At 62.5% G+C, this 22,141-nt stretch carries 30 protein-coding genes; 9 read left to right on the top strand and 21 right to left on the bottom strand.

Going from position 1 to position 22,141, the window contains the following annotated elements; genetic code table 11:
- Positions 1-87 precede the first annotated feature (87 nt).
- From MESS2_RS26565 to MESS2_RS32500, 3 genes are all read right to left on the bottom strand, one after another.
- Positions 88-1,176, bottom strand: a complete 1,089-nt coding sequence (locus MESS2_RS26565; protein ID WP_008877679.1) for a class I SAM-dependent methyltransferase — start codon at positions 1,174-1,176, stop codon at positions 88-90.
- The gene (lgt, locus tag MESS2_RS26560; protein ID WP_008877678.1) at positions 1,173-2,012 is read right to left on the bottom strand and encodes a prolipoprotein diacylglyceryl transferase; all 840 of its coding nucleotides are present in this window, start codon (positions 2,010-2,012) and stop codon (positions 1,173-1,175) included. The genes MESS2_RS26565 and lgt overlap by 4 nt, the downstream gene beginning before the upstream one ends.
- A gap of 140 nt (positions 2,013-2,152) precedes the next feature.
- Entirely contained in the window at positions 2,153-2,311 is a 159-nt protein-coding gene (locus MESS2_RS32500) for a hypothetical protein (RefSeq protein ID WP_157357861.1), read from the bottom strand.
- A gap of 157 nt (positions 2,312-2,468) precedes the next feature.
- Here MESS2_RS32500 and MESS2_RS26550 point away from each other — a divergent pair, with 157 nt between their 5' ends.
- The 3 genes from MESS2_RS26550 to MESS2_RS26540 all read left to right on the top strand — a co-directional run bounded on the left by MESS2_RS26550 (position 2,469) and on the right by MESS2_RS26540 (position 4,047).
- Positions 2,469-2,771: an accessory factor UbiK family protein gene (locus tag MESS2_RS26550; RefSeq protein ID WP_008877677.1), complete on the top strand. Its 303-nt coding sequence runs from the start codon at positions 2,469-2,471 to the stop codon at positions 2,769-2,771.
- Positions 2,772-3,180: 409 nt separating this feature from the next.
- Positions 3,181-3,681, top strand: coding sequence for a type III secretion system chaperone family protein (locus MESS2_RS26545; protein WP_006338495.1), 501 nt, complete (start codon positions 3,181-3,183; stop codon positions 3,679-3,681).
- 6 nt (positions 3,682-3,687) lie between these two features.
- The gene (locus tag MESS2_RS26540; protein WP_008877676.1) at positions 3,688-4,047 is read left to right on the top strand and encodes a tRNA-binding protein; all 360 of its coding nucleotides are present in this window, start codon (positions 3,688-3,690) and stop codon (positions 4,045-4,047) included.
- Positions 4,048-4,057: 10 nt separating this feature from the next.
- On the opposite strand, the gene MESS2_RS26535 is transcribed toward MESS2_RS26540, so the two are convergent.
- The 4 genes from MESS2_RS26535 to MESS2_RS26520 all read right to left on the bottom strand — a co-directional run bounded on the left by MESS2_RS26535 (position 4,058) and on the right by MESS2_RS26520 (position 8,030).
- Positions 4,058-5,080, bottom strand: a complete 1,023-nt coding sequence (locus MESS2_RS26535; RefSeq protein WP_040594089.1) for a glycosyltransferase family 4 protein — start codon at positions 5,078-5,080, stop codon at positions 4,058-4,060.
- Between the two features lie 246 nt (positions 5,081-5,326).
- The gene (locus tag MESS2_RS26530) at positions 5,327-6,739 is read right to left on the bottom strand and encodes an ATP-binding protein (protein ID WP_083918697.1); all 1,413 of its coding nucleotides are present in this window, start codon (positions 6,737-6,739) and stop codon (positions 5,327-5,329) included.
- Between the two features lie 51 nt (positions 6,740-6,790).
- Positions 6,791-7,510 carry a response regulator gene (locus tag MESS2_RS26525; protein WP_008877673.1) on the bottom strand — a complete coding sequence of 240 codons (720 nt, stop codon included), beginning with the start codon at positions 7,508-7,510 and terminating at the stop codon, positions 6,791-6,793.
- On the bottom strand, positions 7,497-8,030 hold the full coding sequence (locus MESS2_RS26520; RefSeq protein ID WP_008877672.1) for a MarR family winged helix-turn-helix transcriptional regulator: 534 nt from the start codon (positions 8,028-8,030) through the stop codon (positions 7,497-7,499). Before MESS2_RS26520 ends, MESS2_RS26525 begins: the two co-directional genes overlap by 14 nt.
- Positions 8,031-8,296: 266 nt before the next feature.
- On the opposite strand from MESS2_RS26520, the gene MESS2_RS26515 reads away from it, so the two are divergent.
- The 3 genes from MESS2_RS26515 (at position 8,297) to MESS2_RS26505 (ending at position 10,427) form a co-directional block, all read left to right on the top strand.
- Positions 8,297-9,190: a branched-chain amino acid aminotransferase gene (locus MESS2_RS26515; RefSeq protein ID WP_008877671.1), complete on the top strand. Its 894-nt coding sequence runs from the start codon at positions 8,297-8,299 to the stop codon at positions 9,188-9,190.
- Positions 9,191-9,335: 145 nt separating this feature from the next.
- On the top strand, positions 9,336-9,656 hold the full coding sequence (locus MESS2_RS26510; protein WP_006338484.1) for a hypothetical protein: 321 nt from the start codon (positions 9,336-9,338) through the stop codon (positions 9,654-9,656).
- A gap of 129 nt (positions 9,657-9,785) precedes the next feature.
- Entirely contained in the window at positions 9,786-10,427 is a 642-nt protein-coding gene (locus tag MESS2_RS26505) for an MBL fold metallo-hydrolase (protein WP_008877670.1), read from the top strand.
- Between the two features lie 136 nt (positions 10,428-10,563).
- On the opposite strand, the gene MESS2_RS26500 is transcribed toward MESS2_RS26505, so the two are convergent.
- The 4 genes from MESS2_RS26500 to MESS2_RS32495 all read right to left on the bottom strand — a co-directional run bounded on the left by MESS2_RS26500 (position 10,564) and on the right by MESS2_RS32495 (position 12,434).
- Positions 10,564-10,977 (bottom strand): BA14K family protein, encoded by a 414-nt coding sequence (locus MESS2_RS26500; protein WP_008877669.1) that lies wholly within the window; start codon positions 10,975-10,977, stop codon positions 10,564-10,566.
- 199 nt (positions 10,978-11,176) lie between these two features.
- Positions 11,177-11,389 (bottom strand): cold-shock protein, encoded by a 213-nt coding sequence (locus tag MESS2_RS26495; RefSeq protein ID WP_008877668.1) that lies wholly within the window; start codon positions 11,387-11,389, stop codon positions 11,177-11,179.
- Between the two features lie 307 nt (positions 11,390-11,696).
- Complete coding sequence (locus MESS2_RS26490) at positions 11,697-11,909, bottom strand: cold-shock protein (RefSeq protein ID WP_006202520.1); 213 nt, start codon at positions 11,907-11,909, stop codon at positions 11,697-11,699.
- 138 nt (positions 11,910-12,047) lie between these two features.
- Complete coding sequence (locus MESS2_RS32495) at positions 12,048-12,434, bottom strand: hypothetical protein (RefSeq protein WP_157357859.1); 387 nt, start codon at positions 12,432-12,434, stop codon at positions 12,048-12,050.
- Between MESS2_RS32495 and MESS2_RS26485 the strand changes: the two genes are divergently transcribed.
- Positions 12,433-12,834, top strand: a complete 402-nt coding sequence (locus tag MESS2_RS26485) for a Kazal-type serine protease inhibitor domain-containing protein (protein WP_008877666.1) — start codon at positions 12,433-12,435, stop codon at positions 12,832-12,834. The two genes, MESS2_RS32495 and MESS2_RS26485, sit on opposite strands and share 2 nt — an antisense overlap.
- Positions 12,835-12,892: 58 nt before the next feature.
- On the opposite strand, the gene MESS2_RS26480 is transcribed toward MESS2_RS26485, so the two are convergent.
- From MESS2_RS26480 to MESS2_RS32490, 5 genes are all read right to left on the bottom strand, one after another.
- Positions 12,893-14,446, bottom strand: a complete 1,554-nt coding sequence (locus tag MESS2_RS26480; RefSeq protein ID WP_008877665.1) for an EAL domain-containing protein — start codon at positions 14,444-14,446, stop codon at positions 12,893-12,895.
- Between the two features lie 157 nt (positions 14,447-14,603).
- Positions 14,604-14,828 carry a hypothetical protein gene (locus tag MESS2_RS26475; RefSeq protein WP_008877664.1) on the bottom strand — a complete coding sequence of 75 codons (225 nt, stop codon included), beginning with the start codon at positions 14,826-14,828 and terminating at the stop codon, positions 14,604-14,606.
- Between the two features lie 43 nt (positions 14,829-14,871).
- Entirely contained in the window at positions 14,872-15,120 is a 249-nt protein-coding gene (locus MESS2_RS26470) for a hypothetical protein (RefSeq protein WP_008877663.1), read from the bottom strand.
- Positions 15,117-15,383 (bottom strand): hypothetical protein, encoded by a 267-nt coding sequence (locus MESS2_RS26465; protein WP_008877662.1) that lies wholly within the window; start codon positions 15,381-15,383, stop codon positions 15,117-15,119. The genes MESS2_RS26470 and MESS2_RS26465 overlap by 4 nt, the downstream gene beginning before the upstream one ends.
- A 306-nt stretch (positions 15,384-15,689) precedes the next feature.
- On the bottom strand, positions 15,690-15,980 hold the full coding sequence (locus MESS2_RS32490; RefSeq protein WP_157357857.1) for a hypothetical protein: 291 nt from the start codon (positions 15,978-15,980) through the stop codon (positions 15,690-15,692).
- On the opposite strand from MESS2_RS32490, the gene MESS2_RS26455 reads away from it, so the two are divergent.
- Positions 15,970-16,236, top strand: a complete 267-nt coding sequence (locus MESS2_RS26455) for a DUF1488 family protein (RefSeq protein WP_008877660.1) — start codon at positions 15,970-15,972, stop codon at positions 16,234-16,236. The two genes, MESS2_RS32490 and MESS2_RS26455, sit on opposite strands and share 11 nt — an antisense overlap.
- 160 nt (positions 16,237-16,396) lie before the next feature.
- Positions 16,397-18,031: a tetratricopeptide repeat-containing sulfotransferase family protein gene (locus tag MESS2_RS26450; protein ID WP_008877659.1), complete on the top strand. Its 1,635-nt coding sequence runs from the start codon at positions 16,397-16,399 to the stop codon at positions 18,029-18,031.
- Positions 18,032-18,086: 55 nt separating this feature from the next.
- On the opposite strand, the gene MESS2_RS26445 is transcribed toward MESS2_RS26450, so the two are convergent.
- From MESS2_RS26445 to MESS2_RS26425, 5 genes are all read right to left on the bottom strand, one after another.
- Positions 18,087-18,440 carry a DUF1428 domain-containing protein gene (locus MESS2_RS26445; RefSeq protein WP_008877658.1) on the bottom strand — a complete coding sequence of 118 codons (354 nt, stop codon included), beginning with the start codon at positions 18,438-18,440 and terminating at the stop codon, positions 18,087-18,089.
- A 13-nt stretch (positions 18,441-18,453) separates the two neighbouring features.
- Complete coding sequence (locus tag MESS2_RS26440) at positions 18,454-18,882, bottom strand: VOC family protein (RefSeq protein WP_008877657.1); 429 nt, start codon at positions 18,880-18,882, stop codon at positions 18,454-18,456.
- A gap of 132 nt (positions 18,883-19,014) precedes the next feature.
- The gene (locus MESS2_RS26435; RefSeq protein ID WP_008877656.1) at positions 19,015-19,203 is read right to left on the bottom strand and encodes a hypothetical protein; all 189 of its coding nucleotides are present in this window, start codon (positions 19,201-19,203) and stop codon (positions 19,015-19,017) included.
- 162 nt (positions 19,204-19,365) lie between these two features.
- On the bottom strand, positions 19,366-20,892 hold the full coding sequence (locus tag MESS2_RS26430; RefSeq protein ID WP_008877655.1) for an ABC-F family ATP-binding cassette domain-containing protein: 1,527 nt from the start codon (positions 20,890-20,892) through the stop codon (positions 19,366-19,368).
- Between the two features lie 238 nt (positions 20,893-21,130).
- Positions 21,131-22,036 carry a DMT family transporter gene (locus MESS2_RS26425; protein WP_008877654.1) on the bottom strand — a complete coding sequence of 302 codons (906 nt, stop codon included), beginning with the start codon at positions 22,034-22,036 and terminating at the stop codon, positions 21,131-21,133.
- Positions 22,037-22,141 lie beyond the last annotated feature (105 nt).

Genomic DNA, 22,141 nt, shown 5'->3' with positions numbered 1-22,141 from the left:
AAAGTGAGCGGCAGTCGAAAGAGGGCAGCAGTCGAAAGACGGGTGACAGCCGGAAGTCGGAAGAGTGGGAGAGGCGGCAGCGAAAAGTCAATCCGTTGCAGGAAAGGGTGGAACGGCAATCCCGGTGGGCAGGACAGCCAGCACCTTGAAGAGCTCGCCCATGGCTTGCGGGCCGGCGAGGCGTTCGACCTCGCCCGCTATCTTTTCGCGGGCCGCCTCACTGGCATTGGCGCCGAGCCGGCCGGCGCGTTCGAGAAGCCCCATCCTCACCAGGAATTCACCTTGCGTGGCAAGATGGGCATCAAGACCATGCGCCCGGACAATGGCGGCGAGGGCGGCGAAATCGACATGGGCGGTAAGGTCGGCCTCGCCCGGATTGGCCAGCACATCTTCGTGATCGTGCTTGCGCAAGGCCTGCAACGTGTCGCCGATCCCTGGCTGGAGATGGCCGTAGTCGAGGAACAGGCCGGCACCGCCAAGCCTGGCTAGTCGTTCGGAGATGGTCGCCATCAAGGCGGTGCGGGCCGGCGCGATCTCGGCGATCGCGCCTTGCGGGGCCTCTTCGGCATCATCCGGCAGCAGCGTCGGATCGACCGAACCGGCGCCGGCGAAAAAGCGCAACCCGCCCGTGTCGTCGAGCCCGATCATCCGTTCGCGCCAGCCTGTGCCGGCGTGGACGAACTGGCGGATGGGCACCGCGTCGAACAATTCATTGCCGACGATGAGAAGCGGGGTGCGCGGCAGCGTGTCGATGGCTTCATGCCAACGAATAGTGGCCGATGTGCCGGCAAGCGTCTGCCGCTGGATTCCCGTCAGCCGCGGGCTGGTCTCGATCATTGCGAACGAGGCGCCCGCGGTCAGCGCCGTGTCGAGCCGCGAAAGGGTGCGCAGCATGTCCTTCATCAGCGTGCCGCGGCCGGGACCGATCTCGGCGATGATGACCGGCAGCGGCCGGCCCGTCGCCCGCCAGGCTTCGTAGAGCCAGATGGCGACAAGCTCGCCGAACATCTGGCTGATCTCCGGCGCGGTGACGAAGTCGCCTGCGGCGCCGAACGGCTCGCGTGTCGTGTAGTAGCCATCCTCGGGATCGAACAGGCAGAGCGCCATGTATTCGCTGACGGGAATGGGACCTGTCGCATCGATCAGCTCGGCGATGCGGGTTTTCAGCCGCGTCATGCCGGCTGCGGCTGTGTCACCGGTTTCGCGGTGACCATCGCCCAGATGCCCGCCAGCACCATGGGTATGGAAAGGATCATGCCCATGGTCAGCCAATTGGTGCCGAGGAGATAGCCAAGCTGCCGATCGGGCTCGCGGAAGAATTCGACGAAGATTCGCGAGAGGCCATAGCCGCAAATGAAGGCGCCGCCGACGAAGCGCGGCGTCTTCAGCTTGAGTCTGGAATGGGTGAGAAGGCGCAGGATCAGGAACAGCACCAGGCCCTCGAGCAACGCCTCGTAGATCTGGCTCGGATGGCGCGAAAATGGCCCACCATTGGGGAATTCGACCGCCCACGGAACGTCGGTCGGTCTGCCCCAGAGTTCGGAGTTGATGAAATTGGCGACGCGGACAAGGCCGAGGCCGACCGGCACGCCGGCCGCCACCACGTCGAACAGCGACCAGGTGCGGATGCCGCGCGACCAGGAGAACAGCGTCATGGCGAGAATGACGCCGAGCAGGCCGCCATGAAACGACATGCCGCCCTGCCAGACGGCAAAGATGTCCAGCGGACGGGCGATGTAGCGCGGCAAATCGTAAAACAGCACGTAACCGGTGCGCCCGCCAAGCACAACGCCGATGGCCGCCCAGACGACGAAGTCGTCGAGATCCTCGGGCTTCATAGGCAGGGTGCCATCCGGCCAGAGACTTTTGTTGGTGACGAGCCGCTTCGCGTACCACCAGGCGAAAAGAATGCCGACGATGTAGCCGACGCCATACCAATGCACCGCCAGCGGCCCGATCTGGACGATGACCGGGTCGATGTTGGGGAAGGGCAGGGCGGCCAGCGGCAGCATCAAATATTGGCTCAACAAGGATCTCCCGGTTGCGATCACGTTCGGGCGCGGACCATGCGGCAGGGTTTTGGCACGGTCAAGGCGGCGCTAGCGCGGCAAATACGGCTTCGGGAAGCGGCAAATCGTGCTGTCCTGCCGCCTCAACGCCTGGTCTCGGCCAATGCCTTGTATTTGACCTCCAGGCGATCAAGCACGTTGTCGGCTGGCCTGACACGCCCTGCGTCGGCGTCGCTGACGCCTCTGGCAAGCGCCGCGGCAATTGCGGCAAGACGCAGGTCCAAATCCGCACTGGTAGCCATTGCAGACTCCCGTCAAAATGCTTTTCCTTGTGATGGTAGCAGCTATGGCTTGTCGGGTCAGATCAAATTGCATCCGACTTGATGACGCAGCAGCCTCAACGTTCTTGCATTCGGCGCCGTGCGCCACTACGTCAAGTCGAGCAAGCGAGGATTTGCCATGTCGACCGGACCGAACCGCATTCTCGACGAATTCGCCAAGCTGATGACCGACGCCGCGGGTGCGGCACAAGGGGTACGACGCGAAGTGGAGACCGCCTTCAAGGGGCAGGCCGAGCGCGTTCTGAACTCCATGGACGTGGTGCAGCGCGAGGAGTTCGAGGCCGCCCGCGACATGGCGGCGAAGGCCAGGGAAGAAAACACCCGCCTCGCTGCCCGCATCGAAGCGCTCGAGGCCAAACTGGCCGAATTGACCGGACAGGCCGCACCTGCCACCGCGGCCAAGCCACGTCCAAAAAAATAATCAAAAAAATTCGCTAAACTTTTCCACAAAGCGCAATCGCAAAAAGCGCTTTGTCGTGAATCGCTTACCGGCATTGCGTGAATCTTTGTGACAGTGCCTTTCCACATGCTGATAACGCAGTGCGAAAAATTGGGCTGGTCAGGCGACTCCCGATCAATAGACTGAATTTGTTGCATGATTCGGAGCAGGGTCATGCGCCGGGCGGTGGGGTCCGGTCAGGGTCTTTGCGTTGAGAAGTCCTGGCCGTCCGAGTTCTAGACAAGATTGTTCGTCGAGTGTGCCCCGCGGAGCGTGTGGCGCTCACTGGAGCGAAGTGCATCCACTTGGACGCACAAAGTACGCTCTAGAACTTTGAACGTTCGCATCGAACCGGTTTCGGGCCGATGCGAAGGAACGACAGGAAGCATTCATGGAACTTCTCGAACTCGAATTTTCCCGCGAAATCCATCCGGTGGATGTCATCGAGCAGGTGGCTCACAACAATGACTGGTCCTTCGAGCGGGCCGGCGACGACGAGATTTCGATCTCGGTTGCCGGAAGCTGGACCGACTATCACGTCTCATTCTCGTGGATGGAGGATTTCGAGGCGCTGCATCTGGCCTGCGCCTTCGACATCAAGGTGCCGGAGGCCCGCGCGCTCGAAGTGATGCGGCTCTTGTCGCTGATCAACGAGCAGATGCTGTTTGGCCATTTCGACCTCTGGGAGCAGGAGGGCGCGATCATGTTCCGCCAGTCGCTGCTGCTTGCCGGCGGGGTCGAGCCGTCGAGCCAGCAGGTCGAGGTGCTGCTGTCGTCGGCGCTGGAGGCCTGCGAATGCTATTTCCAGTCCTTCCAGTTCGTCGTCTGGTCGGGAACCTCGGCCAAGGATGCGCTGGCCGGCGTCCTGTTCGAGACCTATGGAAACGCCTGATCCTCGATGAGTTCCAGCAGCCAGCGCAAGCCCGAGATCAGCTTCGCGGATTTCGACCGTGTCGATATCCGTGCCGGCACGATCGTCGAGGCCGAGCCGTTCCCCGAGGCGCGCAAGCCGGCATTCAAGCTGAAGATCGATTTCGGCGCCGACATCGGGGTGAAGAAATCGTCGGCGCAGATCACCAAGTACTATGCGCCCGAGACATTGATCGGCCGGCAGGTGTTCGCGGTGGTCAATTTCCCGCCGCGACAGATCGGGCCGTTCATGTCGGAAGTGCTGACGCTTGGCTTTCCCGACGAGGAAGGCGCCGTGGTTCTGGGCGCGATCGAGCGCAGGGTGCCTGACGGCGGGCGGCTGTTCTAACGAGGCCTTCTCAGGCAGCGAGCTTGCGTGTCGTGCCCAGGGCTTCCTCGACCGTGTCGAGAAACATTTCCGCGCAGGCTTTCCAGCTGTAGCGCATCGCGCGCTGGCGCGCCTCGGCACGGTCGACGTGAAGGGCGGCAAGCGCTGCCTGCCGCAAATCCTCCGCTACGGCGCCGCCAATGCCGTCGCCGACAATATCGATCGGGCCGGTGACCGGATAGGCGGCGACCGGCGTGCCGCTGGCCAGCGCCTCGATGATGACGTTGCCGAAGGTGTCGGTGCGGCTGGGGAAGACGAAGACATCGGCCGAGGCATAGATTTCGGCCAATTCGTCGTTCGGTCGGTGGCCGAGGAAATGGGCTTGCGGATATTTCGCCTTGAGCTTGGCCAGTTCCGGGCCTTCGCCGACGATCACCTTGCTGCCCGGCAATTCGAGGTCGAGGAACGCACTCAGGTTCTTTTCAATGGCGACGCGGCCGACACAGAGGAAGATCGGTCCCTCGAGACCCAGATCCTTCCTCTTGTCCGGCCGGAAATGGTCGGTGTCGACGCCGCGCGTCCATGGCCTCAGCTTGGTGAAGCCGCGCGCGGCAAGATCGTCGGCCAGCGACTGGGTGGCGACCAGCGTGCCTTGCCCGGAATTGTGGAAATCGCGAAGCCAGCGATAGGCCCAGGCTTCCGGCACGGGCAAGCGCGCGCTCAGATATTCGGGAAAGCGCGTGTGATAGCTCGTCGTGAACGGCCGGCCCGTGTTGCGGCAGTAGCGCCGCGCCATGATGCCGAGCGGGCCTTCGGTGACGATGTGGATATGATCCGCCTTGCGCTCGGCAATCAGGCGCGCGACATGCCCCGGCGTCGTCAATGCCAGCCTGATGTCTGGGTAGGTCGGCAAGGGCAGGGTGCGGAAGATGTTCGGGGTCAGGAAGTCCGCTTCGACGTCGAAGGACTTCAGGGTCTCGGAAAGCCGCTCCAGCGTATGGACGACGCCATTGACTTGCGGGCGCCAGGCGTCGGTGACCATCAGGATGCGCATGGCGGCCCCTTGCCCAGGAAGTCGTCGGTTGCCTTGGCGCGATGCCTGAATGGCGACAAGGCCGCGACTCTCGCTTCGCTCCGGCGCACCTCGCTCCAGCGCACCCTGGCGGGCACGGGGTCGAATCGATGCCGAGGGGTCGAATCGATAGAGGTCGCGCGCTTCATGCGCGCTCTTCAGCATGGTTTCATGACGGGCGGATGAAAGGGAGACCCGTAAGCACACTCCGGAATGCCACCAGGCAGGTCAGGCCGGCACCTTGATGACGGCACGCAAGCCCCCGAGCGGGCTGTCGTCCAGCATGATGTCGCCGCCATGGCTGCGGGCGATATCGCGTGCGATGGCGAGGCCAAGCCCGGTGCCGCTGGCGTCGAGGTTGCGGGCCTCGTCAAGCCGCACGAACGGCTTGAACACCTCCTCGCGCTTGTGGGCCGGGATGCCCGGACCGTCATCGTCGATGGTGACGAGCAGCGAGCCGCGGCCATGGTCGGCCTTGATCTCCACCGTCTGGGCATAACGGAAGGCGTTGCCGACGACATTGGACAGCAACCGCGCGAAGGCGCGCGGCCGTACATGGACATGCGGATCGCCGGCAAGCGTGGTCGACAGCTTGCGCTTGCGCAGCGTGGCCTCCTCGCCGAGCTTGTCGAAATAGGCCGCAAGATCGAAACGGCCGGTGTCCTCCGTCGCTTCGCCGCGGGCAAAGGCGAGATAGCCTTCCAGCATCGACTGCATGTCGTCGATGTCCTGGCCAAGCGCCTCGGTGTCGGCCTTGGTTCCGGTCAGCGCAAGCTGCAGCTTGAAGCGGGTGAGGATGGTTCTGAGATCGTGGCTGACGCCGGTCAGCATGGCGGTGCGCTGCTCGAGCTGGCGTTCGATGCGCTCGCGCATCTGGATGAAGGCAAAGCCGGCGCGGCGCACCTCCTCGGCGCCGCGCGGACGGAAATCGCGCGGCATCGGCCGGCCCTTGCCGAAACTCTCGGCGGCCTCGGCCAGCGTCAGGATCGGCCGGATCTGGTTGCGCAGGAAGGGGATGGCGATCATCAGCAGCACCAGCGAGGTGCCGACCATCCAGATCAGGAAAATATGGGTGTTCGATGCATAGGCCTGGCTGCGGCGCACGAAAACGCGCAGCACCTTGCCCTCGAGCTGGACGCGGACCTCGACGATGTTGGAATTGCCGACCGTATCGATCCAGAACGGACGGTTGATCTGGCGCGTGATCTCGGACGAGAGGATCTCATCGAGGATCGAGAAGAAAGGTTTTGGACCGGGCGGCGGCAACGGGTCGGGCGGCAGCAGATCGACCTTCAACTGCATGCGATCCTGGGCGATGCGGATGACGTTGGCGTAGTCGGCGTCGCGCGGATAGGTTTCGATCAGGTCGACGATCGCGGCAATGTCGCGAACAGTGGCCTGCGACAGGCGCTGGGTAACGGTCTGCCAATGGCGTTCCATGAAGACAAAGGCGACGACCGATTGCAGCAGGATCATCGGCGCGATGACGATGATCAGCGAGCGGGCATAGAGCCGCTTGGGCATGTAAAGCGCAACGTACCGCCAGAACCGGTTCCAGGCGCGCGGCATGGCCTTGAGCGCCCGCGTGGCGCGTGCGCTCAAGCCGTTATCTCCCGGCCGTTCCAGTTGCGTGGTCGCCATTCGCCCTTTTTGCTCATCTGCAGCCGCTCAACAAGAGGCTGTGGCGGCAGTCTATTCCACGCTGAGCCGATACCCAATACCGCGCACGGTCTGCAGCCAGACCGGATTGGACGGGTCGCGTTCGATCTTGCGGCGCAGCCGGTTGATCTGGACGTCGATCGTGCGCTCGCCGACTTCCGAATCGTCGCCGACAAGTTCATGGCGCGGTATCGTCTCGCCCGCCCGCGCGGCGAAGATCGCCAGGATCTCCTGTTCGCGGTCGGTCAGCTTGAGGGTCTCGCCGCCGCGCTTGAGCTCCCGCCGGGCGATCTGGAACGTGTAGGGGCCGAAGACCAGCTGCTCGACCTTCGGTGTCGTCGCCGGGCCACCGCGGCGCAGGATGTTGTTGATGCGCAGGATCAATTCGCGCGGATCGAAAGGCTTCGGCAGATAGTCGTCGGCGCCGGCCTCAAGCCCGGTGATGCGGCTGTCGGTTTCCGACAGCGCGGTAAGCATGAGGATGGGCACATTCTTTTCGGCTCTGAGCGCCTTGGTGAGGTCGACGCCGGTTTCGCCCGGCATCATGACATCGAGCACGAGCAGATCGAAGTCGAGGCCGGCAAGCTTGCGCCGCGCCTCGCCGGAATTTCCGGCAACTGTGACGCGAAAGCCGTTTTCGGTCAGATATTGCTTGAGAAGATTGCGGATACGGGTGTCGTCATCGACCACCAGCAGATGCGGTGCATCGTCGTCCGGTGCTGCCGGCTGATCAACCTTTTCAATGGTCTCCATGGCTTTTCCCTGACATTTTTGCGGGCACAATGTCGATCTGCGCCCTTAGTTCCGGATCGACCATCGCTTCCAGAAAGCGTTCGATCAAGGCGCGTTCGCTGGCTCCGGAATCTTCCAATGCAGCACGGATGCGGCGCGACTGTGGCCGCGCCAGAGCCAGTGCCAGCGCCCGACCCTTGGCGGTGGGGTAAAGTTCGCGCTGCCGGCGGTCGCGTGGGCCCTGCAACTGGACGACATGGTCGGTGTCGATCAATTGTTTGAGCACACGCGCCAGGCTCTGCTTGGTGATTTTCAGGACATCGAGCAGTTCGGCGACCGTCAGGCCCGGCCTGCGATTGACGAAATGCAGGACCCGGTGATGGGCGCGGCCGAACCCGTAGTCGGCGAGGATCTGGTCCGGATCGGAGGTGAAATCGCGATAGGCGAAAAAGAACAATTCGATGATGGCGAAGTCGATGCCGTCCTCGTCGGCGATCGCCGTCCTGATCGGTTTTCCGGCTGGGGGGCTGCGATCCGTCATCATTTCTCCGATGGAAACAGGAAATTATGTCAGCACTATTGACGTAATTTTCCGGCGATGGTAATTTTTGACAAGCTTTTCGGCGGATTGCGAACGAAAAGGCAAGGGAAGACCGTTTTTCCGGAACTTCCTGAGTTTGCCAGACCTCAAATATCCGCTTACGCTTCGAGGCACCCTACGCTTTGAGAAATGGGCCGCCCGGTGCGGCCGACACGAAAAACGCAACGACACAATGATATGCGGGCTGTCGCCCGCGGGAGGTTACCATGGCATCCGTTCCCTTCGACCAAATGGATGGCTCTATCTGGATCAACGGCGAGTTCGTCAAATGGGCCGACGCCAAGATCCACGTCCTGACCCACGGCTTGCACTATGCCAGCGCGGTGTTCGAGGGCGAGCGCGCCTATGGCGGCGAGATTTTCAAACTGGCCGAGCACAGCGAGCGCCTGCATGAATCGGCACGCCTGCTCGGCTTCAAGATTCCCTATGCGGTTGCCGAGATCGACGATGCCTGCCGCACGCTGTTGAAGAAACAGGGATTCCAGGACGCCTATGTGCGCCCAATCGCCTGGCGCGGCAGTGAACAGATGGGCGTTTCGGCGCAGAACAACCGGATCAACTGCGCCATCGCCATCTGGCAGTGGCCGAGTTACTTCGACCCCGCGCAGAAGCTGAAGGGCATCCGTCTCGACGTGGCGGAATGGCGCCGCCCCGATCCGCGCACCGCGCCATCGAAGTCGAAAGCCGCCGGCCTCTACATGATCTGCACCATGTCCAAGCATGCCGCCGAAGCCAAGGGCTATGCAGACGCCATGATGCTCGACTGGCGCGGGCAAGTCGCCGAAGCAACGGGCGCCAACATCTTCTTCGTCAAGGACGGCAAGATCCACACGCCGACCCCCGATTGCTTCCTCGACGGCATTACCCGCCGTACGGTCGTCGACCTTGCCAAGGATCGCGGCCTCGAAGTGATCGAGCGCGCCATCATGCCGGAAGAGTTGGAAGGCTTCGAGCAGTGCTTCCTGACCGGGACGGCAGCCGAGGTGACGCCGGTTTCGGAGATCGGTCCATACCGATTCGAGGTCGGCGAAATCGCCAAGACGCTGATGAACGACTATTCTGCGGCCGTTCAACCCAAGCACGCGATCGCCGCAGAATAACGAAAGTCACAGCTTTTTTAACAAGTAGGGGCGGTTTTCGGGCCGCCCCTTATATTTAAGCACTTCTGCATTTGACTTTCGTCCAATTCGGCGTCTCATGATGCTGTCGGCCCGGGAGGCTGGCAGCTATGGAGGGACTGGTACTATGGACATGAACACGCTTCTTCCGATCATTATTCAGGTGATTACGGGTGTCATCGGTGGTCAGGCGGTGGGCGCGGCGATCAAGACGGCGGCGATGGGTCAGCTTCCCAAGATCCTTGGTGGCGCCGTTGGCGGCGTCGGCGGCGCGGCCATCCTCGGTAGCCTGCTCGGTGGTGGCGCACCGGTCGACCCGGCAGCGGCGGCAGCGGCAACGGGCGGATTGGGCAGTGCGCTTAATCTGCAAAACATCATCGGCGGTGCCGGTGGTGGCGCCATCCTGACCGGCATCATCGGCGCGGTCATGAATGCGATGAAGAAATAAGCTTGGCGGTTCCGGGCTTTCAAATGGGCGGCTTCGGCCGCCCATTTCCATTTCAGCCCAGCCCGTCATGGCGGTGGACGCTGTTCGCTTGCATTCCTACATCAGAGACGCCGCCACGAAAGGACGATCATGGGTCAACTCAATGCCGGTGTCGTGCCGGTCACGCCCTTCCAGCAGAACTGCACCATCCTCTTCGACATGGACGACAGACAAGGCGTTGTCGTCGATCCGGGCGGCGACATCGGCAAGGTGGTGGCAGTGCTGAAGGACAATGCGATCACCGCCGGCGCGATCTGGATCACACATGGCCATATCGACCATGCGGGTGGCGCAATGGAGTTGAAGGATGCGCTCGGCGTCGAGATCATCGGTCCGCATGAGGCCGACCGTTCGCTGCTCGCCAATCTCGAGAGCCAGGCGAAACTTTACGGTATCACTGATGCCGTGCGCAATTGCGTGCCCGACCGTTTTCTCGGCGAAGGCGACACCGTCTCGTTTGGCCAGCATGCGTTCGAGGTCTTTCATTGCCCCGGCCACGCGCCGGGCCATGTCGTCTACTACAACCGCGCGGCCAAATTCGCTCATGTCGGCGACGTGTTGTTCCGTGGCTCCGTCGGGCGCACCGACCTGCCGGGCGGTGACCATGCAGCGCTGATCGCTTCGATCAAGAACAAGCTTTTGCCGCTTGGCGACGACATCGGCTTCATCTGCGGCCACGGTCCTGGCGGCCGCTTCGGCGAGGAGCGGCGGAGCAATCCGTTCCTGGTCTAGGGCTGTGCCGATATCCAGGTGAGGCCGGCCTGACCCGAATCCCGACACCGCTGGCGGGCCGACTTGTTCGGTCAGCCAGATACAAAAAAGCGCTGGCCTTGCGGTCAGCGCTTTTTGGGGCAGGGAGGCCTTTGGTTTAGTTGGCGGTGCAGAAATGCTGTTCGCCATCGTAGCCGGTGAACGTACCCGTGCGGGCATTGAAGCTGCGGTAGCGATCCGAACAGTATTCGTACCAGCCACGGGTCCATGGTTCAGCGTAGCCGTCATTATAGGCGACCCGCGGCTCCACGTAGTAGCGGCGCACCGGGGCCGGGCGCGGCTGCGGATAGCGACCATAATCGTCATAGCCGGGGTCGTAGTAGCTCGGCTGCGGATTGCTGAGCGCGCCAGCGATCAGGGCGCCGGCCGCGAGGCCGACGACGCCAGCGGCGACGGCGTCGCCATTGCCATGGCGGTGACGCCAATCATCGGCGCTGGCCGCAGGCAACGTCGCCAGCGTGGTTGCGACGACGGCGGCGGACAGGATGGCGGTCTTGAAAATTCGATTCATATCGGTCTCCTTCGTGCCGGCCCGGTAGTGGGGATGCGGTCCGGCTTTACCGAAGACAATAGGCGACCGTGGCTGAACGGGGGCTGAACGAAATTGGCGGGCCGAAATCATGCGATCGGCCGTGGCACGGGCGGCAAATATCGCACGCTCATGGAGAGCGAGCCTGTTCGCGGGAGCCGTTCGGCTGTCGTGGGCCGGCTCAGCCGACCGACAGGTTGACGGCTTTCGGACCCTTGCCGCGCTTGTCCGGCTCGGTGTCGAATGTCACTTTCTGCCCATCCTCAAGACCGGGAAGACCCGACGCCTGCACGGCCGAAATATGGACGAAGACATCCTTTGCGCCATCATCCGGCGTGATGAAGCCGAAGCCCTTGGCATGATTGAAGAATTTGACGGTGCCGGTCTGCGGCATGGGAAGCTCCTTTGATCCCATCATGTCCAGTCTCGGGCCGGCAAATGCCCGAGTGGAAATTTGTCCTTTATTTTAGCGCTATCGGCAAGAGAAAGTTTTGCGGGCGCCGGCAGGCATTTTTTGCATGCCGTTATCGCAAGACCGCAGCGCACTTTTTGCGCGGCGTGCATCGGGACATGAAAAAGGCGCGACGAAAACCGCCGCGCCTTCGAAAACTCGCATCCGGCTCCGCGAGCCGGTTCAAGGCCCTGGAGCGACCCGTCGGCGCTCCTCGCATGTCCGAACGAACGTGCGACGCGCTGACGGCTCAGGCCGCGCGGAGGTTGACCGCCTTCGGACCCTTGCCCATGCGGTCGGGCTCGACGTCGAAGGTGACCTTCTGGCCGTCGACGAGGGTGCGCAGGCCCGAAGCCTCGATCGCCGAGATGTGGACGAACACGTCCTTGGCGCCGCCGTCTGGCGTGATGAAGCCGAAGCCTTTGGTAGCGTTGAAGAATTTAACGGTGCCGGTCTGGGCCATTGGGGAAACTCCTTCACCCGTGTCAGTCTTGTGGTTTGCCCGCCGCCTGGCGCCGTGGGCAAGTCCCGGTGGTTGTTTCGGCAGTCATGCATTGGCGCATGGTCAAACCCCCCGCCGAAAAACGGGGCCGTCAGAGATTCACAGTATCGGGGAAAGGTCGTCCAAAACGTTCCGCTCTCCGGGTCGCAAATGCCCGAACACAAAATTTATCGCACGGAAACGTGATGGTTGCAAGATCGAGCCGCGGGCCACCCATTGGCCGGCCCGACGCATCGCATCGATAGAGCCGGGTCTTTGCGCGGTCATCGGCCAGAACCCGGCCACGCATGGTCCAGTAAGCGCGATGCGTTCGGTTGTTTCCGGCAGCCGCCCAGAAACGGGATTGCATTTGCCGATGGAATGGCGAGGATCGGCGTTGGCAGTTGATTTTGCGCGTGATCCTTTCCGAAAATAGATTTTCGGAGTCACAACACTAGAGTGGAGCGCGTTTTGCGCCAGAGCGGGGATCGAGGGAGAAATAGTCATGAGATTTCTTGCGGCAATCTTTTCGCGGCAAGGTTTTGCCGTTCTGTTGTTGTCGGCAGTTCTTGCAGCCTGCACCGTGGTGGTGGATGAGGGGCCGGGATACCGTCCGCCAAGGCCTGGACCGCAATTCTGCACCAAGCAGTATGACCCGGTCTGCGCCCGGCGCGGCGGCGACCGCCAGACCTTCGCCAATACCTGCCTTGCAGAGCGGGCCGGATACCGCATCATCCGCGATGGCCAGTGCCGTGACGGTGGCGGTGGCGGTGGCGAAGAGCAGACATTCTGCACGCGCGAATATGCTCCGGTCTGCGCCAGGCGCCGTGGCGAACTGCGCACCTTCCCCAATGCCTGCGAGGCCCGTGCCGCGGACTATCGCGTGGTTGACAACGGCCCTTGCTGAGGGGCTGGCTCTCCTATCTCCCCAGCCGGGGGAGATAGGGCTGCTCGCGTGATCGCCTCTACGCCGACGGCTTCATCCTGCGGCAATAGGCGATGAACTCGGCCGCGGGCATCGGCTTGGCAAACAGCCAGCCTTGGCCATAGTCGACATCGCGCTCCAGCAGATAGTCGGCCTGTGCCTGCGTCTCGACGCCCTCGGCAACGATCTTCAGCTTCAACGTCTTGGCCATGTCGATGATATGCGGCGTGACGGAGCTGGTGGCGGAATTCGTGGCGATCGTATCGATGAAGGACTTGTCGATCTTCAGCGCATCGAGCGGCAGTCCTTCGAGATGGGAGAGGCTGGAATAGCCGGTGCCGAAGTCGTCGATCGCCACCGCGTGACCAAGCTCGCGGGCGCGGATGAGGGTCGAGCGCGCTGAATCGATATTGACAAAACCGCGCTCCGTCGCCTCCAGCCAGATCTGCCGAGGCCGAATTCCCGTGTGCTGCAGGGCTTTTTCGATGACCGGAAGGATCCTTGCCGTTTCGACGTCGGCCGGGCTGAGATTGACCGCGATGTGGAGGGAACGATTGGCGACGAGGAGCCGGTTCAGGTCAAGAACCACATGGGCGACCACCTGGTCGGTGATCGCCGCGATCAGGCCGCTCTCTTCGGCCAGCGGGATGAAGAGATCGGGCCGGACCAGCGAGCCGTCCGGGCGCCTCCAGCGCACCAGCGCTTCCGCCCCGATGCATCTGCCGGTCCTGAGTTCTACGATCGGCTGATAGTGGACGATGAATTCGCGCTTGCGCACAGCAATCTGCAATTCTCTCAGCGGCGACAGCCGCCGTCGCGACAGCCAGACAACCAAGCCGATGGCGAAGGCGGCGATGAACGCGCCAAGCGGAAGCAGCAGCAATCGCTGCCTGCGCACACTGTCCACGATCTGGCTCTCCGGTTCGCTTGCGACGGCGATCCAGTCCGCTCCGCGTGCGGTGGCGAACAGATGGCCGTCGTCCAGGCCTTTGCCCGGGCCGGTGATGATCTTGCCGATGCGGGCGGAATCAGGCCCGTTCAGCGTGCCGAGCAGGACGCCCTTGTTCGTCGCCAGAGCGAGCTGGATGCCGGGATCGACGATGACGTCGACAAAGCGCACGGGATCGACAAGGACATTGTGGTCCTTGTAGCGCAGCGCCATCAGCGGATGGTCCCGGTTGGCCTCGGGCTGCATGCGAGCGGTGACGGCAACGCCGTCCCGCGTGGTGAAATCCGGATCGGTTTGCGCGACGCTTCCTTCGGTCGACCCCCAGGACGTGCATTTGAGCAGGCCATTTTCGAAATAGCCCATCTCTTCGATCGAGCGCGTATTGATGGTGAGTTGCCGCATGCGGGCGATATGGCCAGCCGAGCAGCGGTCGCCGGTGAACCGGTCGATTTCGCGCAGTGCGCCGGTGGCATCCCTAAGCAATATGTCGGCCCTGGCGATCGCGCGGTTGGCGAACAGCTCCAGCCGGTCATGTTCTTCCTGAACTGCCAGCACCCATGAAAAGTGGTACATCGCCACGATGGGCACGATGGCGCCGAGCAAGGCCAACACCACCGCAGTCACGATGATGCGCGGCCTGTCCATATGCGCCTCCTGCCTTCGGTCGGCGATGACCTGCCGGGTTCACGCGCAATACCGCCGGGACGGGCACCGAGCCTCATTCCGGCGGACCCTTATATGGCTTCGACGTTACGTGACCTTTAATGCGATCCGTGCCGTAGTCGGGCGAGCGCGGTGCTGCTCATCCAGCCTTTGGATACGTCCCATCCGCTGGCCCGGCATAGAGCTCACTGCCGTTCTCATCGGAAATGCGCAGGCGGTCGGGGGTCTGCGGCATCGCCAGCGTGTGGAACAGCGCGGTGGCACCGTGCAAGGCGGCACGTAGGTTCGGTGCTTCGAGCGGCACCCGGTCGAGTATCGCTTTGGTGGCGGCGCGCGAACGATAGAACTCGACGACGAAGTTCAAGCATGCCTCCATGTTGCGGCGCGGCAATCTTGCTGTCGCTGGCTCACGTGGCCGGATCGTCGGCGACTTCGAGATTGTCTTCCGTGGTCACCCGCTCATGGGTCTCCTGGTCGCTGCGGATGCGGTACTGCGGCGAGCCGTCCTTGACCGGCAGCTTGCTCTTGATCTGGAACAGTTCCACGGTCTTCTGGACAAGGCCGGTGCGGCTTTTCATGCGGACTGTCTGGCCGACGGTGAAAAGATGCGCGGGCGTGTCGTTGCGCGGGCGCGCACTCTGCTGGAAGCGGATCATGCGGCGTTCTCCCGGTCGTGTTTCAGCGCTGTTTCGAGTTCGGCGTGGTCGATGGCGACAAGCTGGCTGGTCGAGCTCTTCATCGTCCTTGCCGGCAGATGGATGAAGGTGGCGACACGACGCCAGGCAAGCCACGACATGCCGTCAATCAGCTCTTCGTCGTGGTCGATGTCGTAGTCTCCTGCCGGCAACTTTCCTTCCAGCCCGCCGAGCATGAAAGGTGCCTCGAAATGCGCGATGGAATGGGTAGTGCGGCTAGACATTTTGCGCCTCGACGTCTCTATCCCGGCGTGTTCTGGCCTGGCGTGTTTCGGAAAGCGGTTTCCGCTTTGCCACGCTTAAGCGATGCGTCACGCGCCTTGTATCGGCAATTTGGGTGTCGGCGATTTGGATTGAGTTTGGCGGGTCGAAAACTTCCGACGCCGCGAGATGCCAAGCTTGGCCCAAAATTGACCCCATACCATTAATCCGAAATTATGGTTTATTCAAGAAAATTTCTGATAGAATTCGACTAATTCAGAAATTTAGCTCATACAAATTTCTAAAAAAACTGCTATGGTCCAATAATATCAAAAAATTCTTATTGAGATCGCCGGAATAATTTTTCCGGCGACTGAGTTTATTTTTTTAGAAAGGAAAAAACCTATGAGGCTCATGAAAACGCCGGATGGTCCGACCGTAACTGTCAAGCCGATAGTCAAGTTCCCAAAAGTCATGTCGGCGCGCCTGACGATAAGAAGCGACGAGGCAGCAAGGCGAAAGATCGCCGATACCGACGGTACGCTGCGGCGGGCGCGCCAGATTGCCGAAAGCAACCGGCTGATCTGACGTCCACCAGGGAGGTCGATGATGACGCTCAATTTCCCCAATCCCAGCCGCTCCTATGACGCGGCGGCAAAGCGCATTCGTTTCACCGGCCATGACGGCATGTTCGAAGTGCCATTCTTCGTCGAGGTTGCCGCGCTTTCGGCGGCAAGTCCGGCCACGACCGGAGCAGAAGCCGAATATCTCAGCGCGTTCGATGCGAAGCGCTCGTCGATCCAGGATGTCGCGCGGGAAGCCTATTCGCATGGTCGCAAGAACATGTACGTGCTGACGCGGGCAGATTTCCGGTAGGCTGGCCCGCGAACCCTTGAACCTGTCGCGCCGATGGCCTAGATCGCCACAGGCGGACAAACACGGCAGGTTTCCCATTAACAGAGATCAAAGAAGAGCGGCGGGCGCGGGAGCGAGGTCTGGCACTGGAGGCCAGCCGCCGCTGGGCCTCGACCAGTATGTGCAGCAGGCGCTGCAACTGCACCAGGCCGGGCGCCGGCAAGAAGCCGAAGCGATTTACCGGCAGGTGCTGGCGCGCAAGGCCAATCACGCGGCCGCGGCGCATTTCCTCGGGCTTCTGCTGCATCAAACCGGGCGCAGCGAGGAGGGCATGGATCTCCTCGAACAGTCGGTGCAGCTGCTGCCGACCAATCCCGATTTCCTCAACAATTTCGGCACGGTCATGCGCGACCTCGGCCGCGTCGCGGCGGCCGTCGATTTCTTCCGCGGCGCGGTGGATATCCGGCCGGACCAGCTGGCGGCGCGCGACAATCTCGGCTCGTCGCTGAAGCAGCTCGGCCAGTTCGAGGAGGCCGAAGGGATCTACCGCGGCACGATCGGCCGCAATCCCTTTCACGTCCGCGCCCGTATCGGTCTTGCCGAAACGCTGCAGGAGGCCGGGCGGCTCGACGAGGCGCTCGCCGTCTTCCGCGAGGCGCTGACGATCCGGCCTAAGGATGCCGACCTGCTGCACGGGCTGGGCGTCGGGCTGATGGAAAAGGGCAAGCTCGACGAAGCGGCCGATCTTTTCCGCCAGGCGCTGGCAGTCAATCCCGGCATGGCGCGGGCCTGGCTGATGCTGACGCAGGTCAAGCGCCAGAAGGAGCGCGACGCCGAGCTTGCCGGTATGGAGGCGCAGCACGCCAAGGCGCCGCAGGACAGCCTGGCGCGCATGCAGCTCTCCTTCGGCCTCGGCAAGGCCAATGACGATCTGAAAGATTATCCACGCGCCTTTGATTATTTCGCAGAAGGCAATGCCATTCGCCGCAAGGGCATCGACTATGATCCGGTGAGGACGCGGGCCGAGTTCGATGCGATGAAGTCGGTGTTCGATGCCAGCTTTTTTGAAAGACACAAGCCAAGTTCAATCGCCGATGACGCGCCGATCTTCGTCGTCGGCATGCCGCGTTCGGGCACGACGCTGGTCGAACAGATCATCGCCAGCCATCCGCAGGTCTATGGCGCGGGCGAGCTCAGTATTTTGAAGACGGTGGTCGGCAAGCAGTTTCCGTCGACCATGCCGGGTGGCTTCCCGTGGGGAGTATCGGATGTATCCGACGCGGATTTTGCCGAGGCCGGACAGGCCTATCTCGAGATGCTGCATGCCCGCTATCCGCATGTCCGCCATGTCACCGACAAGATGCCAGGCAACTTCCTGCTGATAGGCTTCATCCACATGATGCTGCCGAAGGCCAGGATCATCCATTGCGCGCGCGATGCGGCGGCGACCTGCCTGTCGATCTACAAGGTGCATTTCCGCGGCGACAGCCACCGCTATGGCTACGATCTCGGCGAGCTCGCCGACTTCCACAATCTCTACACCGACATCATGGCGCATTGGCGCAGCGTGTTGCCCGGTGTCGTGCATGACGTGCGCTATGAGGATTTCGTTGCCGACCAGGAAGGCCAGACGCGGGCATTGATCGCCCATCTCGGCCTGCCTTGGGACGATAAAGTGCTGTCTTTCCACGAGACCGACCGCCCCGTGCGCACAGCCTCGGCCGCGCAGGTGCGCCAGCCGATGTATCAGGGCTCGGTCGATCTGTGGAAGCGCTATGGCGATCGGCTGAAGCCGCTGCTCGACCGGCTGGGGTAGGCCGATATTGAGGTGAGGCCGGCCTGACCTCAATCTCGACCTACCCTAAGTGGTGCTACAGCTCCATGAAAGGCTGGAAGCCGCCGAAGATCATGCGCTTGCCGTCGAACGGCATCGTCGACCAGTCGCTCTTCAGGCGCGCGTCGGCCATCACCTTGGCCATCACCGCATCGCGGCTTTCTCGAGATTCATAGACGACCCACGAAAAGACGACGATCTCGTCGTCCTTGGCCTGCACGGCGCGCGGAAACGAGGTGACCTCGCCATAAGGCACGTCGTCGCCGATGCATTCGACATAGGCGAGCGCGCCATGCTCTTTCCAGACGATGCCGCCCATTTGCGCCATTTTCTTGTAGGCATCGAGATTTGCCTTGGGCACGGCAAGTACGAACCCATCGACATAGGACATTTTGGTCTCCTCCTTAGGCTTTCTTCACCGGCGCGTTCATCGCCCACTCCACGCCGAACGGATCGCGCATATTGCCCCACTGATCGCCCCAGAACATCACCTGCAGCGGCATGACGACCTCGCAGCCCGCGTCGACAGCGCGCTGCCACCAGGCGTCGATGTCGTCGCTGCCGAGATGAAGCTGCATGGTGTAGCCCTGCGGCTTCACGGCGGACATGCCATGCTCGGGGTAGAAGTCGGAAATCATCAGCGTCGAACCGTTGATATGCAGATGGATATGCATGGTGCGACCCTGCTCATCCGGCGGGTAGAAGAAGACCTGCTCGGCGCCGAAGGCCTTTTGATAGAATTCTGAAGCCTTGAAGGCGCCATCCAGCTGAAGATAGGGCGTCAAGCCGCCGAGGACTTTCGCCGTGGGCTGGGTTTGGGGCTGGTCGTTCATGTCTTGCTCCTCTTTGCGTTTGGTTGGCCTTGCCAGCCAAAGGACGAACGAGGCGGCGGCAATCCTACATGGCCGCCGAATTTTTTTCGAACGCCAAGATCAACGCTCAGGCCACGGACCGGCGGTCCGCCTTCATATTACCTTGGTCAACGTGGTTGCCGTGGCAAGATGACGGTCGTTTTGCGCGTCGAGGATTTCGGGCCAGCCGATGTCCTTACGCAATTCGATCGGCAGTGAAAGCAGCGCGCGCTCGCTGCGGTAACGGGCGCGGCTCGCAGAGTAACGGGTCGCGATGCGGCCTATGGATGACAGAATGGACATGATGCACTCTCCCTGGTTGAAGCCGGCATCATCGTGTCGGCGTCCCAAGGACGTGGTTCCCGGCCATCATCCGACAGATCGCCGGAATTTTTTTGCCACAAGGGAAATGCCGGCCGACATTGCCGCCAGCCCGGCTTTTTCGTCACGGCAGTCGCGCCGCCTTCAACCGCCAGCTTCGGCCACCGAGCGGAAGAAATCCTCCGGACTGTCGACCTCGGTCAGCCGCCGCTTCTCGATCAGCCAGAAGCGGTTGCCGATGGCGCGGATGAAGGAGCGGTCGTGCGAGGCGAGCACGCAGCTTGCCTGATGCGCCAGCAGCTCGGCTTCCAACGCTTCCTGGCCGTCAATGTCGAGATGGTTGGTCGGCTCGTCGAGCAGGTAGAAATTGGGGTTGGCGAGCCTGAGCGCCAGCATCATCAGCCGCGCCTTCTGTCCACCCGACAGAACGCCAATCCTGCGCTCCTGCATGTCGATGCTGACGCCCGCGCCCGCCAGCAGCGAGCGGGCGCGCTGTTCGCCGACATCGAATTTTCGCGAGACCATCGCCAGTGGCGTGTCGTCACCGCTCATCCCGGACAGCGCCTGGTCGCTGTAGCCGAGCACCGTGGACGGCGTCACCTTGATGCTCCGCACGGTTTCCGGTTCGGCGATCGCATTGCGGATCAGGGTGACGAAGCGTGACTTGCCGACGCCGTTGCGGCCAAGCAGGACGATGCGGTCGCCCTGGCAGATATGGCGCTTGCCGGTCCTGAACAGCAGCGTGCCGTCGGGTGTCTCGATCGCCGCGTCGTCGAGCGTGATCAGCACCTTGGCGTGGGTGCCGCGATTGGCGAGTTTTATCGCGCCCGCCGATTTCTCGCGATGCGCCGGTGACGCCGCATCTTCCAGACGCTCGGCGCGCTGGTTGAGCTGCTTGGTCTTGACCGTCAGCAGGTCGCTGCCCGAATTGATGCCGATATTGTTGAGCTTGGCGGCCTGCCGGCGCAATTGCTGCGCCACCTTCATGTCGTGCTGGAATTTTCGGTCGGCCGAGGCGTCGGCTTCATCCAAGGCTTGCCTGGCGCGCGAATAGGGGAGCGAAAACACCGGCGACTGCTCGGGCCGAAGGAACAGCGTCCGGTTGGTCGTGGCGTCGAGGAAGGCGCGGTCGTGGCTGGCGATCACCACCGGCACTTCGCGCGGCAGCGCGTTCAGCCAGGTCTCGAGCTGGTTGATTTTCGAAAGGTCGAGATGATTGGTCGGCTCATCGAGCAGCAACACGTCCGGGTCGGTGACCCAGACGCGTGCGATCAGCGCCAGCCTCTGCCAGCCGCCGCTCAAGGCTTGCATCGTCCGCTCGCGCATCGGCTCAGGCACGTCGAGTGAATCCAGCACCACGTCGACGCGCCATTGCTCGCTTTCGGCTTGCTCGGTCGGCAGGGCTTCCGCTACGACCTGATGAAAGGTGCGGTCGAGCAGAGCCGGCGGCACGGATTGTTCGACATGGCCGACGCGCAGGCCGCGCGTGCGGGTGATGTCGCCGGAGGTCGGCTCCAACTCGCCGGTCAGGCATTTGAGCAAGGTGGACTTGCCGCGGCCGTTGGCGGCGACGATGCCGAGCCGGTCGCCGGCGCCAATGGTGAGGTCGAGACTGGAGAAGAGCCGCGCACTCATGGTGACGCCGAGGGATTTGAGGCTGATCAGGGCCATTTGGATTTCTCTGGTCTTGCCGGAGTCCGGCTATGCACTTTGACGGTGCGCGTGCTGGCCATCAGAACAGGCGTTGCGGCACCACGAAGGGCAGACCAAAAATCGAAGCGGGAAGAAAACCCGGACCGTCCCGGTCAGCCCTGCAAGCTAGCTCGCAGGGCACAGACAGGGCCGCGCTGACGGTGGCGGTCGAAAGTCACGCAGCCCTCCTTTCAAGACGTTTGAGTGTCGAGACTGGCTACACCAGAGGTGGGGCCGACGGCAAGGGCACTGCTTTCAAACGGCGCGGGAACGGGTCGAGCACAAACACGCAGCCGCCGATGATCGCAACCGCTCCGACGGCCTGGATGACGGTCAGTGGCTCCTTGAGCATAACCGTGCCGACAAGCACGGCGATCACAGTCACGGCGAATTCGACGCTGATCGTGCGGGTCGCGCCGATGCTGGCATCCAGGCGGAAATAGACGACATAGGTCATTGCGCTCATCACGCAGGCGAGAATGGTGAGATAGAGGAAGTCGACGGCGCTCGGCATCGCCGGTATCGGCACCGCGAGAAGCAGCGGCAGCGTCATCAGACCGCCGAACAGGAAGGCGGCGCTGGTGACTTCCAGCGTGCCGACCGAGCGCAGATGGCGATTGGCGTAGTTGCTGCCGAAGGCGGCCGAGAAAGAACTGAAGAGCGAGGCGGCGCAGCCGAACACGAAGGAGGCTGTGACAGGCACCGAGGGGAAGCCGACCAGGACCATGATGCCGGCGGCGCCAAGGAGCAGGCCGGCCAGCCCACGAGCCGTGATGCGTTCAAGTCCCCATACCTGTCCGATGATCATCGAGAACAGCGGGATCGCGGCAACGAGGATGGCCGCCATCGCCGTGCCGATGCGCGGCGTGGCATAGGACAGGCCGATCAGTTGCGCGGCGACGGTCGTCGCGCCGACCATCGCGAAGCGCCGCCAGCCGGCGCTGAAATCGAGTCTGCGCCTTGTCGCCGCCGCCAGCAAAAGCAGCGTGATGCCGGCAATCAGCGAACGCAGCGTGACCGCGCCGATCCAGCCGAAGGCATGCACCACCTTGAGCAGCACCAGGAACGACAGGCCCCAGGTGACGGCCAGGAAGACGAAGGCGGCGATGTCCTTGGGTTTCATGGATTTGATGGCCGGTGGGCGGTTGGCTTCCAGAACGGAAGGGCAGGGTGGCAAGGCCCGTACAGGTTCCATTGGCGGCGGGCAAGGATGGCTGCATGGTCCAGC

This window comes from Mesorhizobium metallidurans STM 2683, from assembly GCF_000350085.1.
In the GTDB taxonomy this organism is placed as follows: Bacteria; Pseudomonadota; Alphaproteobacteria; order Rhizobiales; family Rhizobiaceae; genus Mesorhizobium; species Mesorhizobium metallidurans.
This window is presented reverse-complemented; position numbering and strand designations above follow the sequence as displayed.